Origin of the sequence: Rhizobium binae, assembly GCF_017357225.1 — a bacterium.
Taxonomy (GTDB): Bacteria; Pseudomonadota; Alphaproteobacteria; order Rhizobiales; family Rhizobiaceae; genus Rhizobium; species Rhizobium binae.
Genome location: NZ_CP071604.1, coordinates 1,853,009 through 1,867,940 on the forward strand (window position 1 = coordinate 1,853,009; position 14,932 = coordinate 1,867,940).

General features: G+C 57.3%; 10 protein-coding genes. 3 read left to right on the forward strand and 7 right to left on the reverse strand.

Annotated features, from left to right (window positions below; genetic code table 11):
- Positions 1 to 763: 763 nt before the first annotated feature.
- The 3 genes from istB to J2J99_RS09025 form a co-directional block, all read right to left on the reverse strand.
- On the reverse strand, positions 764 to 1,576 hold the full coding sequence (gene istB, locus J2J99_RS09015; protein WP_168302456.1) for an IS21-like element helper ATPase IstB: 813 nt from the start codon (positions 1,574 to 1,576) through the stop codon (positions 764 to 766).
- Positions 1,566 to 3,092: an IS21 family transposase gene (istA, locus tag J2J99_RS09020; protein ID WP_168302455.1), complete on the reverse strand. Its 1,527-nt coding sequence runs from the start codon at positions 3,090 to 3,092 to the stop codon at positions 1,566 to 1,568. The genes istB and istA overlap by 11 nt, the downstream gene beginning before the upstream one ends.
- A gap of 272 nt (positions 3,093 to 3,364) precedes the next feature.
- On the reverse strand, positions 3,365 to 4,843 hold the full coding sequence (locus J2J99_RS09025; protein WP_168294943.1) for a hypothetical protein: 1,479 nt from the start codon (positions 4,841 to 4,843) through the stop codon (positions 3,365 to 3,367).
- A 446-nt stretch (positions 4,844 to 5,289) separates the two neighbouring features.
- Between J2J99_RS09025 and J2J99_RS09030 the strand changes: the two genes are divergently transcribed.
- Positions 5,290 to 6,303 (forward strand): hypothetical protein, encoded by a 1,014-nt coding sequence (locus J2J99_RS09030; RefSeq protein WP_168294942.1) that lies wholly within the window; start codon positions 5,290 to 5,292, stop codon positions 6,301 to 6,303.
- 32 nt (positions 6,304 to 6,335) lie between these two features.
- Here the strand turns inward: J2J99_RS09030 and J2J99_RS09035 are convergent, their stop codons facing one another.
- Complete coding sequence (locus J2J99_RS09035; RefSeq protein WP_168294941.1) at positions 6,336 to 7,082, reverse strand: hypothetical protein; 747 nt, start codon at positions 7,080 to 7,082, stop codon at positions 6,336 to 6,338.
- A complete protein-coding gene (locus tag J2J99_RS09040) occupies positions 7,079 to 7,780 on the reverse strand; it encodes a hypothetical protein (protein WP_168294940.1) in 702 nt (233 codons plus the stop codon). Before J2J99_RS09040 ends, J2J99_RS09035 begins: the two co-directional genes overlap by 4 nt.
- Before the next feature lie 242 nt (positions 7,781 to 8,022).
- Here J2J99_RS09040 and J2J99_RS09045 point away from each other — a divergent pair, with 242 nt between their 5' ends.
- Together J2J99_RS09045 and J2J99_RS09050 are read left to right on the forward strand one after the other, a co-directional pair.
- Positions 8,023 to 8,652, forward strand: a complete 630-nt coding sequence (locus tag J2J99_RS09045; protein WP_168294939.1) for a hypothetical protein — start codon at positions 8,023 to 8,025, stop codon at positions 8,650 to 8,652.
- Complete coding sequence (locus J2J99_RS09050) at positions 8,643 to 10,580, forward strand: caspase family protein (protein WP_168294938.1); 1,938 nt, start codon at positions 8,643 to 8,645, stop codon at positions 10,578 to 10,580. Before J2J99_RS09045 ends, J2J99_RS09050 begins: the two co-directional genes overlap by 10 nt.
- A gap of 453 nt (positions 10,581 to 11,033) precedes the next feature.
- Here the strand turns inward: J2J99_RS09050 and J2J99_RS09055 are convergent, their stop codons facing one another.
- Both J2J99_RS09055 and J2J99_RS09060 read right to left on the reverse strand, forming a co-directional pair.
- Positions 11,034 to 11,681 carry a hypothetical protein gene (locus tag J2J99_RS09055; RefSeq protein ID WP_168294937.1) on the reverse strand — a complete coding sequence of 216 codons (648 nt, stop codon included), beginning with the start codon at positions 11,679 to 11,681 and terminating at the stop codon, positions 11,034 to 11,036.
- Positions 11,682 to 11,689: 8 nt separating this feature from the next.
- Complete coding sequence (locus J2J99_RS09060) at positions 11,690 to 14,794, reverse strand: DEAD/DEAH box helicase (RefSeq protein ID WP_168294936.1); 3,105 nt, start codon at positions 14,792 to 14,794, stop codon at positions 11,690 to 11,692.
- Positions 14,795 to 14,932: the final 138 nt, after the last annotated feature.

Consider the following 14,932-nt stretch of genomic DNA (forward strand, 5'->3'; position numbering starts at 1 on the left):
AGCAGGCATCAACCTGTTTCGATACGCCAGATCGCAGGCTGATGCACGGGGCTATTTGCTGCGAATTCGCAAAACGGGCACCTTCCGGGCACTTTTAGCGCCCGGACGGCTTGGCCATTTCTTCTGTCGGAAATGGCCAATTTCAGAGGCTTCTGGCCAGAACTAGTTTCGATTTCTCAACAGATACTTGTGCGATGACATTGACTTTGCCAGTCATTAACGGAGAATATTGAGTAAAATCAACGCACGCTTCGACACTAAGTTTGCTGCCTTTGTCGAGCCTTAATGTCAAAGCGGCCGACGTTCCGCAGGCGCGCAGGAAGCCTTGAACTCTGTTTAGCATTGGCATTTGATGTCAGATGGTCGGGGTGTGCCCAAACAGGCCGAGTGCCGAGGTAGTGCCGGAGTATTATTTTCCCACAGCCAGTGTGCGCCGCCTCAAGGGCGACGCCCTATTTACCCGCGCATTCGTGCGACGTACGCGGTGACTGCGGCATCAAGGCCGGCGCGAGCAAAGAACTTCACGCGGACCGCCTCTGGTGGAAAGACAGGCTTCAAGCCTGCAACAATTTTTCGAAGCTGCGGTAGAGTGAAGTCGAATGCCGCCTTTGCCTGAAAAAAACTGACATAGCGAGCTTCGAAAGCCGCTGCGTCTGCCTCCGTTATAAAGCGCTGAGGTCGCCGTTGAGTGACGTTGCGAGCGATGACTGTTGATTTGCGCTGAGAGTTGACCCGGGATTTGCACTGAGAAGTGACCCGCCTTTTAGGTATCGTTCGTGTCGGTCTTGGTGGTCAAGCTCTTGCGTTTCTCCTTTGCCGTTTTGGGTTCATGTGCGGAACTGTTTTTGAAGCGGAAGCTGTCATTGCCAGTTTCCAGGATATGGCAATGATGGGTGAGCCGGTCGAGCAGCGCGGTTGTCATCTTTGCATCGCCGAACACGCTGGCCCATTCGCTGAAGCTGAGATTGGTCGTGATGATAACGCTGGTGCGCTCATAAAGCTTGCTCAGCAGATGGAAGAGCAGCGCGCCACCTGAAGCGCTGAACGGCAGGTATCCCAGCTCGTCGAGGATCACGAGATCGGAGTGAACGAGGCGATTGGCGATCTGCCCGGAGCGACCTTGTGCCTTTTCCTGTTCCAGTGCGTTGACCAGTTCGACGGTCGAGAAGAACCGAACCCGCTTGTGGTGATGCTCGATGGCCTGGACACCGATCGCCGTGGCAATGTGCGTCTTGCCCGTGCCGGGGCCGCCAACCAGGACAATGTTGTTGGCGTCATCGAGGAATTCGCAGCGGTGGAGCTGTTGCACTAGCGCCTCGTTGATCTCGCTGCTGGCGAAGTCGAAGCCGTTCAGATCGCGGTATGCAGGAAAGCGTGCGATCTTGAGCTGGTAGGCCGTCGATCGCACCTCTCGTTCAGCCGTTTCCGCTTTCAGAAGCTGTGACAGGATCGGAATGGCAGCTTCAAACGCCGGCGCTCCCTGTTCTGTCAGCTCTCCGACGGCTTGAGCCATGCCGTGCATCTTCAATTGCCGTAGCATGATGACAATGGCACCGCTTGCTGGGTTATGACGCATGACGAACCTCCGTCTTTCTCAAGGTGTCGTAGCGTTCGACATTGGCCTTAGGCTCATTGGTGAGCACCAGTGCCTGGGGTGCGTCGAGCGTCGGCGGCGTGAAGGATTTGCCATCGACAAGGCGATGCAGCAGATTCAACACGTGAGTCTTGGTCGGAACCCCGGACTTCAGCGCCATGTCGACGGCCGACAGGACTGCTTGCTCATCGTGCTGAAGAACAAGCGCCAGAATATCGACCATCTCCCTGTCTCCACCCGGCTTCTTGAGCAGGTATTGCTGCAGGTTCTTGAATGCGTCCGGTAGCTCGGCGAACGGAGCACCATTGCGAAGAGCGCCGGGTTTGCGCTGTACGACAGCCAGATAGTGCCGCCAGTCGTAGATGGTCTGTCCCGGGCGGTCATGGGAACGATCGATGACGCGGTGATGCTCGCAGACGATCTGACCTTCCGCTGCTATAACGACACGATCCGGATAGACCCGAAGGCTTACCGGCCGATTAGCGAAAGAGGCCGGGACGCTGTAGCGGTTGCGCTCAAGATGCACGAGGCAGGTCGGCGTGACACGCTTTGTGTATTCGACAAAGCCATCGAACGGCCTGGAAACAGGCATGAGAGCCAGAGCCTCCTCAGCCCAGATGTCGGCAATGGTGCCGCGTACCTGACCATGTGGTGTCTTTGCCCAGAACTCCTTGCACCGAAGCTCAAGCCAATCATTCAAGGCTTCCAATGATGGAAAGCGCGGGATCGGTTGAAAGAAGCGATGACGCGCATCCTGAACGTTCTTCTCGACTTGCCCCTTCTCCCAACCTGAAGCCGGATTGCAAAACTCGGGCTCGAACAGGTAGTGGCTGGCCATCGCCATGAAGCGGACATTGACGTCACGCTCTTTTCCACGGCCAACCTTGTCGATCGCTGTGCGCATGTTGTCGTAGATGCCACGGCCAGGAATTCCACCGAAGACGCGGAACGCATGATTGTGCGCATCGAACAGCATCTCGTGGGTTTGCAGCAGATAGGCCCGGACAATAAAGGCACGGCTGTAGCTCAGCTTTGTATGTGCCACCTGCAGCTTGGTGCGTTCATTGCCAATGATGGCCCAATCCTCAGACCAGTCGAACTGGAACGCCTCACCCGGTTCAAATGCCAGGGGGACAAACGTGCCACGTCCTGTCGTCTGGAGTTCTCTCTGTCGGTCCGATTTCCATTCTCGAGCAAAGGCTGCAACGCGGCAGTAGGAACCATTATAGCCGAGGCTCACCAGATCAGAATGCAATTGCTTCATTGTCCGCTTCTGCTTGCGGCTCTTTTTCGATTCAGTCTTCAGCCACGCTGATAGCCGATCCGCGAATGGATCAAGCTTGCTCGGCCGCTCCGGGACATTGAACTTGGGTTCAACGCCGCCGGCACGCAGATATTTGCGGATGGTATTCCGGGATAAGCCCGTCCTGCGGCATATCTCCCGGATCGATAGCTGATCCCGAAAATGCCAGCGCCGGATTACGCTCAGTAACGCCATGTCGATCACTCCAGAGCCCCCGCTGAAACCACAGGGGATGATTGAAACATGGGTCAATTCTCAGTGATATTTTCCCGCAGTCCCGGGTCAACTCTCAGCGCAAATCAACAGTCAATGAAACGGTGGCAACGGCACGAACCCCCTGACCGCCCAAATCACCGCGCCCGAGGCATCATGAAGCGGGTCACGATGCTAGGCTCGTTATGGCGGAAGACCTCAATGAGGCAGGAGTCACTCCGGTAGCGACCCCGGAGTGCTGGGCCATGCTTCGGCTAGCCTGCGCTGACAGCCTTCTTCAGAAAGGCAAACATTTCCGGGCCGTGTGGTGCACTTTCATAGCCCGGCCCGGGACCGAACTCGTCGTCCTCCTCGTCGGGCAGAGGCTTCAGATACAGGTCGAAGAATTCCTCGCCCGAGTAGCCGATCCATTCGGCATCCTCGAGAAGCATTTCCGCTCTTCCCGGATCAGAGTCTACCAAGGCGATTGCCTTCTGCCGGATCGACGGCATCCCGGAAAAATGGAACTTAACTAAGGATTGGGAGCGCGGTCTACCTGCTCTGCCCGCTTCGCAAAGATTGAGTACCAGTCGAAATGCCGTTTCCTGGTCGAGTGAGCGCCCAATGATCCGCTCGTGGCCAGGGTTCCATCTTTCGAATGCAGCCGATGCGAACGTCTCAGCCCGATCGTGGTCGTAAGTTGCGGAGACCAACATCGATTTGGCCCGCCCCAGATGCGGATGGTCCGCGCCGAGCGCTCTCAAGAATGCCTCGGTTGCCAGCATCTTTCGAATGCAGGCGTCGAGCGTTAACCGAAGCCTGCCCGTTCCGTCGTTCAGCACCCAGTAGAAGATCTCTCGGAGAGCGAACTCGCGTTCCTCGTCGTCCAGCGAGAACTCGTTGATTATTGCGGCGAGGGCGGCATCGACTGAGTCATTGGATTTCTGACTGTGCCGACCCAGTATCGCCGGATCCTGCGCGATGATCTCAATCAACCACGAGCTTGATGGCGGTAAGGTCCGCCGTTCCAGCAGGGTCAGTGACAGGTATTTCTGTAGCTGACTGTTCTGCTCGTTAGCCACCCAGCGCAGGAAGATCTCGGCATTGCGCTTGAAGCGAGGGCTGCCGAACTCGTGGTTTGCAACGATGGCATTTATCACTTCCCAATGGGCGGCCGGGTCGCAGAGACTTAGCTCGTCACGCGTCGTATGCTCGTGCCCATAGGGCAGCGCTGCCGGGTACATGTCGACGTTGGTCATCTTGTGAAGGATTTCCGCGAGACCGTGCATTGCACTGATGAACCTGACCGAAAGGATTCGAGCGTGACCGTTCGCGATCATCCGTCGGGCTTCGTCTTCACCGATCATGCAGCCGGACGCATGCGCCGCTTGATTTCTTGCCTCGTATAGATGCTTGAGATAGCGCTGCTGCTCGATGTCGAGCTTTCCCCAGTTGTCTGTCAGATTGAGCACGTCGTTCTCGTAAGAGCCTTGGTGCTTGCGGACCGATTCGAGCTTCTGCGCGAGAGTCCTGGCAGTGCCATCGAATTGGGCGAAATCTGCAGCCTTGTGCCGAATGTCATCGAAGACCGCACAAGCCATCATCACAACCGAAGCGCGGAAGGCGCGGGCGTTGAAGCAGTTAACTGCTTCCGTGAAATAGGAGCGGGATTCCTCGTTGTGAACCTCAAGGAGCATCTTCTCGAGGTCGAACGGGATGAAGTTGTCAGTGTCAGTGGGGATGTGTGGTTGCATGATGACCTGCCTTTCTGCCACACGTGGTAGCCCGGCTGGCATGAATCTTGGCTTAGCGAGTTCGGTTAAAAGGTTACAAAGATTCAGACTTCCCCAACGTCATCTCCGGCGGACTTCATACGAATTCGAACACGAGACGGCGACCTGAGGACTGGCGTTCGCGCTCCCGCTGAATTAGGCACCATCGACGAACAAGGAGGGAAGCATGGCGATCGACAATGCACGCTAGGCGGAGATCAAGGGGAAGTCAATTTTTCCCGAAGCGAGATCGGTCGCGTCTTTCAAGTACCTTACGCAGATCATTGGCCTCGACGAAATCGACAAGGCGCAGTTCGAAGGATTCGATGACGTTTCCGCGTTCGGCTCCAAACGATCGGTCGTGTCGACAATCTACCATGAGCTTACCCATTGGTCCGACCTGCTTGGAACGATATGGGGCCGCCGTAATGGAGAGGCAGTTCTGGAAGATGGTTGCGCTGCATGATGCCGATCGCAGGCTCATGCTGCCTGGGTACTATCGCGTTCAGGAAGGTCACGGCGATTTGGGTTCGCCAAGAAACTGCAGGGTAGATTTCAGTGGAGGAATCGAATTCGATGCGAACGGGATACCGAACCCGGAACGTCCAATTCTCTTCGTCCGATTTTATGGAAGCGGCACGTTTTTCATAAGGCAGCCCCTTGTTGTTGGGGCGCTGCTCGAGACAACCGCAGTGTGGTCGGAATTGAAGTCGGGCATTGAGGTTGCCGCCACGCTTGAAAGCGGAGCCGCAACTGTGGAGAACACCTTCATCGATAACGAGTTGCGCGGTCTGCTGGAAGATCCAACTCTGACTATCTATACCGCACCTGCCCGAATGGTCTCACATTTTGCCGACATCTCGGACTACCGTGCAGTCTACGAACTTGCCGCCAGCTTGGCGTTTGTCTGCCTAAATCTCCGCGAGCGGGATTATTCGAGGCTCCGCGTTCCCGCCCTCATGAACGTCTGGGGGAAACGGAACGACGCGTCCCGAAAAAACATGGACCCGGCCTACGCATTCGCAGCGATTTGCGTCCATGGAGGGCGGAAGGCTGCGGGGCAAGCTTTCGAAGATTGGCTTGACTTAGGTCTGGCCAGAGCCGGGTTGCCAAAGGCCGCAGCAATCCGACAGGCTGCGGTCGATGCGATGCGGGGAGAAGCGCACTTGCCGCCATCGCTGTGGGCTCTGCAGGGAAAGTACCTTAGAGAAGCAGGAATAATCGTTGCTGAGGCAAGATCCCGATTATCGGACCCGGCCTTGACTATGTCGCTGGCGGTCGCAGAAAACCTTCCACTTCCCCCCCTGGTCGACAGCAATCTCGAAGTCGGCCGACTTCCTTATAGCTCATTCGAATATGATGAATGGGATCCGAACGAGATGTTTGATGTGGAGTATGAGCTTATAGACGCCGTGGAAAACATGCTTTCTGCATGCCGTTGACTTGTTCATGCTCAGCATATCGCTTCGCAGCATCAGCACCCATTTTTCGCGTGGATCCCCGATATGTAATCCCGGCCGCCACGGTTTACGGTCGTGACGGTCGCGGAACCGTCGCAGGCCCGCTTGCCGTCGCTGAAGTGGTAACGCACTGAAAAGCGGTTGTCGCTAACTCTGGAAACGTCAATCAGCGTGATCGGCTCGGAAAGGGATCCATAAAAGCTCGATAGCGCCTTTGGACTGAAGGCCCCTTTGCGTGTCTTTTCAGGAACAACATAGGACGATGCGAGCGCGCCATCCCCAGAGTGCAAGGCGGCGTAAAACGCCTCAATGGTGGTCGCCGCCGTTCCGTAGCTGGCTGTGATGTCCCGAGCCGACGAAACGGACTTCACCCATACAAGCAAGGGTCGGTGATGATGTCCGGTCATGGCTGGCATTGGATCGGTCACATCGACGTAGACATCCGCGTCACGGAATTTCGCCATGTCCTTCGCGGTCGAGTCCGTTGGCACCAGCTGGACTTCGTCGAACATGTTGCTCGGGTCGGCAAATTCATCTCCCACGATGCAAATCGGATGGTCGAGCTTCAGCACATATCCTGGCTCAGGCGTGTCGCCCTTCTGCACGTCCTCGAAATTTGGCGGCCCGGCGAATATCCGATGGGTCAGATGGCCAATGAGAGACGATGGCTCCTTTTTTGAGACGTCGTAACAGGCCGAGTGGGCGGCCGATGCAAATAAAGTGGCGGCTGCAGCCGTCGAAAACCAGATCGGTAGTTTCATGCATCCCTCTCGTTACGCCTGCGAACTCGCCATTCGTACGCCTTCTCCTCGCGCGACTGAATGTAGTCTACAAGCATGTCCACATGATCGAGTGCCAGAAAAAGATCGTCGGCACTAACCTCGACGCGGCGACCGAACCAGGACACTGGATCCTCGGGGTCGTGCTCTGTGGTATCGCCGCCGACGAAGTACAGGCGCCTGTGAGATCGGATCGACTCCTCGTCATAAAACGCGTCGAAACCGGAATAGTCATTCATGTGCTGGGTGATGTTCCTGACAAGAACCACCTGTTCGATGATTGCGAAATCAGCCGGACAATCGCTCCAATCCGTGTCGAGAACCTCGCCAAGCATCACCTTGTAGGCGGGCACGAAACCCTTCTTGAACAGCTTACGCTTCTCTTTGTCCGTCGGTCTGAAGCCGAATTCCTGTTGGAAGTTTGCGAATGTGATCTTGAGCGAGTTCGACAGCATGGAAAGGCAAGAATAACCGACGACGTTCAACGCCATGTCTGCTTCCAACCATTCCTCGAGGTACGCAGGCTCGCCGCTCTCGATATCGAAGTGCGGAGGCGGCTCGTTATACGGCTCGCGCTCCTCATCGATTGCCTTGCGGGTCTCAATGAACGGCTTGCTGGCCTCGCGGTAATACCTGCGTATGAAGTCTGTTCTATGCTTCGAAAAATACTGAACGTCCATGGGGCTCCCGACCGTGCGGAAATGGGTAACTGACTCCCCGCAGCGACAACACCTTACGTTGCAGCTCCTGCGAAGAAAAGCGAGAGCATTGGGTGGGCGGTCGGGTTGATACCCAGCGTGGGCTACTAGGGACAATGCCCAAAAATAGAGTGTAAAAACATCGCTCTGGTCAAGAGCTCCGTTGCCCGACCGAACCACAGCGATATAGATTCCTTGCCTGTTCGAAACGGTGAGACGGCGAGATGGCGCCATTCAAATATCAGTCCCGCGCGCGTGAGTTCAACGAGGCCTACACGAAGCAGGTAGCGGACGATCTCGAGCGCGTTCGGGAGGGCATGATTGCACCACGCAACATGCAACGCTTTTCACACGGGCAAAGGTGGCGAACAAAGCCTGTCGTGCTTGGTGATGAGACGGGGGAGCTCACCGTGCATTCCTTCGGTATCGAGTCGCCTTTCGAGGACATAGTCAGCCACGACTTAGTGCGATTCGTCCTTGCACGGCGAAAGCTGGCATCGGGCCTGTCAGATGAACTCGCCAGAACGCTTTACCAGGCGATCAGTCAATCCACTGAAAGGTCCGGAAACATTGCTACGGCAACGCCGGATCAAGCGCCCGTCGAATCTTATCTGGACGCCATGGAGAAGATCGAGTTCGCGATCGAGGAGAGCGGGGAGGTCAGCCTGCCTACCACGTACATGGATCCTCAAAGATGGGCGGAAATAGTAGCGCAGCTTAACGATCCGAGTTCGGAACACCACGCGAGGTGGGAGCGTATCAAGGCCGAAAAGAGCCTTCGCGCACGACAGCGGGAGAGCGAGCGCCTGGCCAAGTTTCCGGCGGCTTGGGCCGAGGAATACATATGCGAATAGTCATAGCGGTTGGCTGCGACACATATGAGAAGCCTCCACTGGATGCGCTTTCCGGGGCGGAGAATGATGCCAAAGCAGTGTTCGATCATCTTGTCACAGACGGCTTTGGTGATAGCAGCGCGAAGGATTCAAGGCTTCTTCTGTCACCATCGATGGACGATGTGCGATCAGCCGTCGCAGCCATTCTGTTTTCGGGCAAACCCATCGAGGAGCTGACGTTCTTCTTTGCCGGGCACGGCGGGGTCAAGGACGGCACCTATTTTCTCTGCCTGAGGGATACCGACGTCGACCGGATGTCCGTAAACGCGCTCTCAATGACGCAGCTGTTTGCATGGATCACTGAGGCGAAAATCGGACACACCAACATTATCATCGACGCATGCCAATCCGGCGGCGTTGTCCATGACATCGGGGTTCTACTTAACCCCAGCGTCATAGGCAAGACCGGGTCGATGGCAGTATCGATCCTCGCAGCTTCGAGTTCTAACGAGGCGGCTGGCGAGTCGGACGGAGCTGGCCATTGTACGAGCGCGCTGATGAGCTGCTTGAAGGGGACAACGATCGTACAGACGACGCGCCCGTCACTTGACCTGGTCGAGGTGGGACAGGTGGTTTCGCGAGCCATGCAGGGCAAGCAGCAGACGCCAGTGTGTTGGGGAATAAATCTTTTCGGCGTATCCCGCCTCGCTAAGAACCCGAGGTTTTCCGGAGACATCAACGCGATACCCGAGACTTTTCCAGGTTTCGCGGCCGATGCTGCTGGCAACGAACACATCCGTGCCGCGTCAGACGCGATCTGGGCCCAATATCTCGCTTTATCGAACGAGTTCGATGCGGAACGCTTCCTCGATGTCATCCAGCCCGTGTGCCGAAGTTTGCATGATGAACCCGCTACGGCAGCAGCCTTCATCATGGGGTTGTCGACGACATTCGGAGTGCGAGCGGAGACGTTGGACGACCCATTCGAAATCGGCCGTGTCCACGCGGCATGCGCCGTAGCGTTGCTTCCTCTGGCGGAGTCGAACCCACTCTGTGGAAGCGCGATCCAGCAGTTGGTATCGAGGGTCGTGGATGCGGTCGTCCGAGGCGTGGAAAATCTCGCAGCCGAACTCGACCGCGAGAGCTATCATCTGCTGATATCAGGTGCCGGTGCCGCGGACTATTATTTCCTGCCGCTGAGAGTCATGAGTATTCTCGGCTGGATTGGTGCTGCGGCCCAGTTGGCAGGCGTCGCGGGTCAAGCTGTTGCTGAGACGATGGCTCCGGCTCGTGATCTCGTGCGCGTGATTTGCTCGCACTACTGCAACTCGATTGTTCCTGTGTCGGATGAGATTGCCCCGTTCTACGTCGCTTTCGCCTCGGCAGCTGAAGCCCTCGGATGCGGTGACGAGTTGGAGACCGTTTCTTGTCTTTTGCTCAGGAAGCTTCATGACCGGGGCGGCTACCTCGCAGCACCCGGATTGAACGGCGAGGAAGCCTTCCGGTTCCTGAATGCTTCCGCCGAGGGGCGATACGAAGATTGCCGCAAGCTCATCGCGAATCCCACGGGTCTTCTGCCAGCAGTACTGCTCGTGTTGAAGCAGATCGGACTCTCCGGTCAGGCGGAAGGTGCAATGCGAGGATTCGACCATACGAATATCAACTTTTTTATCCCCGATAATTACTGCGATTTCGGAGGTCGGGTGATCGAGGATGGCACCAATTTCACCCTGAACATCGGCCACACGATCTTCACGATCGACGATGTCTCCATGGAGTGGGGGACGATCGCCGATGGCCTACGATCCAACACTGCCCTGGCGACAACCTCCGTCAGGGGCGCTTGTTTACTGGCGTCTCTTCTTCGACCAGATCGGATCCCATGGTTCCTGATCGCCGAGCACCAGACAGCAGAGCCAGCCAGCACTAACGACACGGTTGAGGCATAGTGAACCGAAGTTGGGGGAAACGAAGATGGATCCTTGCGACGCAGCCGCAGCCTACCTACTTTCTCTATGAGATGTCTAAGCCTCGCCTCACCACATGCTCGAATCGAGGGTGACTACCATGACGGAAAGAGATAGCAGCCAAGGAAGCAGAAGCGTGACGCCACGCACGACCACTCCGGCACAGCCGGATAGGTCACCGGGCGAAGTGTCGTCTAATCCGGTGACTACAGGCGACGTTACGCCGCCCTCGCTGCCAAGACGCTAGGCGATTGATAACGACCATCGAAGGGAAGACACATGTCCGGCAATGGAAGCGATTACAGCCAGAAGAGCGCCACACCTAGAACAACAACGGTTCAGCCTCAGACTACCAGTGGTCATGGCGGGCAGCAGGGCTCCGTCCAACCACTGACGACCGGATCGGGTGATCGGCCACCACCGCCGCGGCGCTGATCATTTTCTCCAACCAACATCAATCTGCTTGATTTCCGACCGCGGAATGTAAGTGATGGTGGTGTCGCCCGCCGCGTTTACTTGATCGAATTCACGTCTCTCGTCGCCTTCGTATACAGCCGTCACATACATGGCGATACCGTCGTCATTCAGGATGATCGGTTTGGTCGGGATTCCGGCCTGTTCCGGCAATGCCAGCAAACTTTCGACGATCTTACCGTTGGCAAGGTGAACTTGAACGAAGCTCCACCTCGTATCGGCTGACATTACTGATCTGAACGCCGATGTCTCGTGATCGTCGTGATAGATCTTCAGCTTCGACATTGCGGCCTTGACCCACTTCTCGAGATACTTGCGCCACAAGAGCGCAAAGCCGACCGATCCGATGATGGCGAGCACGCTGATGATTGCGACGCTCTTGTAGTCCGACTCCACAACGGTGGTCGGCGCCCAGTAGCCGAGCTTCATCACCAGCCGCGCCACTACGTACGAGAACACCCGTCCGAGCGTTCCGAAGACCAGAACCTGCAAAAGGAAGTCTTCAGTCTTATGCTCGACCTTCTTGGTGGCCGTAGTCAGCTTGTAGCCGAGATAACCCGCCACGAGGACGATCTGGATTTCGAAGGGCAGTTTCAGGAGCTCATTCATCGGGTCATCTACGCCACGAACTGGGGAATGACGGGCAGGGGTGCAGCCGCCGCTTTCGATTTGCGCTCTTCCGCCGATCGGGCTGCCCCTCGCACTACTGCAACTTTTTCCTTGTCGTCGCCGAGGAGACGAAGAATGTCACCGTCGTCAGCAGTCACGATTTTTGCGGTATCGGCCAACCCGGCTTCGACCAGGGCACAATAGTCGCCGCGCGTAAGGGTCGCTCCCGCCTCACGGGCGAGATCAGCGGCGGCGCCTGGCACGCCATAGGTTAACCGCACAGCGAGCCTCTGGATGCGCTCCGCCAAGTCGAGTTCAGGATACAGAATTTCCGCAACCCTCGCTGCAACACCGATCAGGTCCGCGGTACGCGAGGAAACGCTCCGGATCGGTCCCGCGGATCCCCCGAACGCGCCGCCGTGCTGCCCCATCGTCACCTCGATTTCGCTCATCGACAGGCCGGAGACATACAGGAGCGTGGCCATAGCCTTTTTGGCTCTCAGAGTCGCGCTATGCTGATCGATTGCCTCTGAGTTCAGTCGGCGAATGACGTCCCATGGAACCTGTTGCTGACCAAGCATCGATGGCCATGTGTGCGGCTCCTTGTGGATGCTCTTCCTGTTGATAGGGAAGTTGACCTCATCCAGTTCGACAGTGTTCTGAACCACCGTGAGGAGCACAGGCTCCGTTATCTGTGACGGTGGCAAATGCGAAAGAGCGTCGACAAGCCTGACGATCGATCCAACTTCGGTAGCGCTCTCTCCAGCAAGGCGACCGAGTGGCACCAGCGAGTAAAGCCCTTCGCTGTTCTTCTGGATCAGTCCATTGGCTTCCAAGTTCGAAAGTGCACGCACAAGATCGTCGTGCGACCAGCGCCATCCGTCCTGCTGTCGCCCAGCCAGGTATGCGCCGAAGCTGCTCTCAAGGAACGACACGATATCATCGCGGGCAACACCAGAGGCAGCGGAGCGAGGCAGTGCGACGAGAACGCGGACGACTAGAGAGCGGGGATCCGTGCCGCTGGAGACAAAGCGCGAAGACAGGTCCTCCGGTTTACCAACCACGTAGCGGCGCCAGAGGTAGTCTTCTTCGCGGGCATTGATTGCCATCAGGTACGACGTGCCTTGGTCCGCGTATCCCAGACGGCCTGCACGACCAACCAGGTTCTTGTACTCGGCAACCGAATAGGGAACCGGGACTGGTCCGGGATGCTCAAGGCCCACGATAATCACACTGTTGGCGGGCGTGTTTACACCCATTGCAAGGGTGGTCGTCGCAGAAATGACCTGGAGCCCCGAGCCTTCGCGCCGGAATTCCTCCTCGATCACCTGGCGTTCGGCAGCCTGCAGGTCGGCGTTGTGGAACGCGACCCCATGCTGGAGATCCGCGATCAAATCGCGGTGCGCCTGCGAGGGGTCGAGCCGAGGCATTCGACGGAGGGCTTCGTCGGCAGGCGGCAGCCCCAACTGGGCCGCGAGATAGTTTCCAACGTTGCGGGACTCGCTCTTCGACTCGCGGAAGACGATGACGTGCTCGCCATTGGTCGTCAGTTTGCGTAGGAGTGGAATAATCCAATCCTGCGCCGTTTCCTTCAGGCCCATCCGAACGACGACACCACGCTCAATCTTCTCGGTCCCGTCCGAGGGATCGAGGTAGCGGAAGGAACCGTCGTAGCGCAGCACGCCCTCGCGCAGCGGTACGGGTCGCTCGGTGCGCCGAAGCAGCCTGCCGCCGAGCCATGTTTCCAAGCCGCCGGTATCGCCAATCACAGCGGAGAGGGCGATGATCTGCGGTTCGATGCCTTCACGTCTCCGCATCCTGATCAACGTCAGAATGAACTCGAGGTTGGCGCCACGTGACTGATCCGCAATCATCTGGACTTCGTCGACCACGATCGTGCCCGCCTGTGCCAAGATGTGAGGATAGGCCAGCGCCAGGGCCGCGAACTTTTCGTACGTGAGCAGGGCGATATCGTACTTGCCGCGAATCAACGGCGACACGTCGTCCGTTTCGCCGGTAGCCTCCAAAACACGGAGACCGAACCCGCCGTAAACTTTCTCGAAATGACGGCGCTTGTCCGCTACCAGCGCCTTCAACGGCAGGAGGAATATCGCACGCTTCCGGTCCACGACCTGCCGCAGCGCAGCCAACTCGCCGACCATGGTCTTACCCGACGATGTTGGTGCGGAAACGAGAAGATGCTTTCCGTCGAGGATCCCGTAGTCGTTAATCGCTTCGACCTGAAGGGCATTAAACGAAGGTATCGCTTGTCCCCATGCGGTGACGATCTCGTCCGGAAAGCCATACGAAGCCAGGCTGGCAACATCTTCGGTGACCGCTGCCGGGCGTGCGGATGGAAACGCCGCCAGGTATCGAGCTCCCTCCGCAAAGACAGGCCAGTTCAGGCCGTCGATTTGGCCCCGCATAGCAGGGTTCTGGCTTTTCCCGATCTGGTGGGCCGCAGCCTTCACGCGGCCGGTGACATATTCCAGCACCTGGTAGACGGACAGCCTTCCGGCCTGAACGATCTCTGCCGGTCCGCGTAGTGCTTCCAATAGGTAGTAGGTAAGGAGCCCGTGACCGTGGCTCGAGAACTCCCAGGCTTCTTCCGACGCCGCCGAGGCGGTGAGAATCAAGCGTCCGTTTCCAGCGAGCTTCTGAAGCCTAGCCTCGGTCGAAGCCATGCTGCGGGGAATGGCCGGTACCTGAAGAACCTTTGCACCGAGGCCGCCCGAAAAGCAGCAGTCGAGAAACAGGATCACCCGACGTGCCGGTATCTTCGAGAACCACTCCTGCAGCCGGTCGAGGGGAAGGGACGTGGCCTCGATATCGTAGTAGTCGGTATCGTGGACGATTAGTTCATGTGTTTGCGACCCGTGGCCGGAGAAGGCGATGACAACGGTATCTTCGGCATCGCACTGGGTCAGCTTATCGAGCTCAAACTCGATCCGAGAAAGGGTGGCATCCTGATCAGCCAAGAGGACGGTCGGTCCGCCAAGGGTATCGGAAAAGAGTGCGTCGAGCGCGGTCGCATCGCGAGCAGCGCAAGACAAGTCACCGATATCGGGCGACTGATAGCGGTCGACGCCAACAAACAAACCTCTGAAAGCCATCGCATTCACCCTTTGTTCTTCAGGGGATTTTCCGGACACCAGCGGCGCCCGGAAAGCTCTTCTGCGACTGAACTCGCCTTTGTGGCAAAGATTACGTCAAAGTGGCAAAGTTCATGTCATCTCACAATACTGAAGAAC

Bases quoted from the DNA above. Each gene is read 5' to 3' on its own strand.
- istB (WP_168302456.1), bottom strand. From the start codon at position 1,576: ATGCGTCATAACCCAGCAAGCGGTGCCATTGTCATCATGCTACGGCAA.
- istA (WP_168302455.1), bottom strand. From the start codon at position 3,092: ATGGCGTTACTGAGCGTAATCCGGCGCTGGCATTTTCGGGATCAGCTA.
- J2J99_RS09025 (WP_168294943.1), bottom strand. From the start codon at position 4,843: ATGCAACCACACATCCCCACTGACACTGACAACTTCATCCCGTTCGAC.
- J2J99_RS09030 (WP_168294942.1), top strand. From the start codon at position 5,290: ATGGAGAGGCAGTTCTGGAAGATGGTTGCGCTGCATGATGCCGATCGC.
- J2J99_RS09035 (WP_168294941.1), bottom strand. From the start codon at position 7,082: ATGAAACTACCGATCTGGTTTTCGACGGCTGCAGCCGCCACTTTATTT.
- J2J99_RS09040 (WP_168294940.1), bottom strand. From the start codon at position 7,780: ATGGACGTTCAGTATTTTTCGAAGCATAGAACAGACTTCATACGCAGG.
- J2J99_RS09045 (WP_168294939.1), top strand. From the start codon at position 8,023: ATGGCGCCATTCAAATATCAGTCCCGCGCGCGTGAGTTCAACGAGGCC.
- J2J99_RS09050 (WP_168294938.1), top strand. From the start codon at position 8,643: ATGCGAATAGTCATAGCGGTTGGCTGCGACACATATGAGAAGCCTCCA.
- J2J99_RS09055 (WP_168294937.1), bottom strand. From the start codon at position 11,681: ATGAATGAGCTCCTGAAACTGCCCTTCGAAATCCAGATCGTCCTCGTG.
- J2J99_RS09060 (WP_168294936.1), bottom strand. From the start codon at position 14,794: ATGGCTTTCAGAGGTTTGTTTGTTGGCGTCGACCGCTATCAGTCGCCC.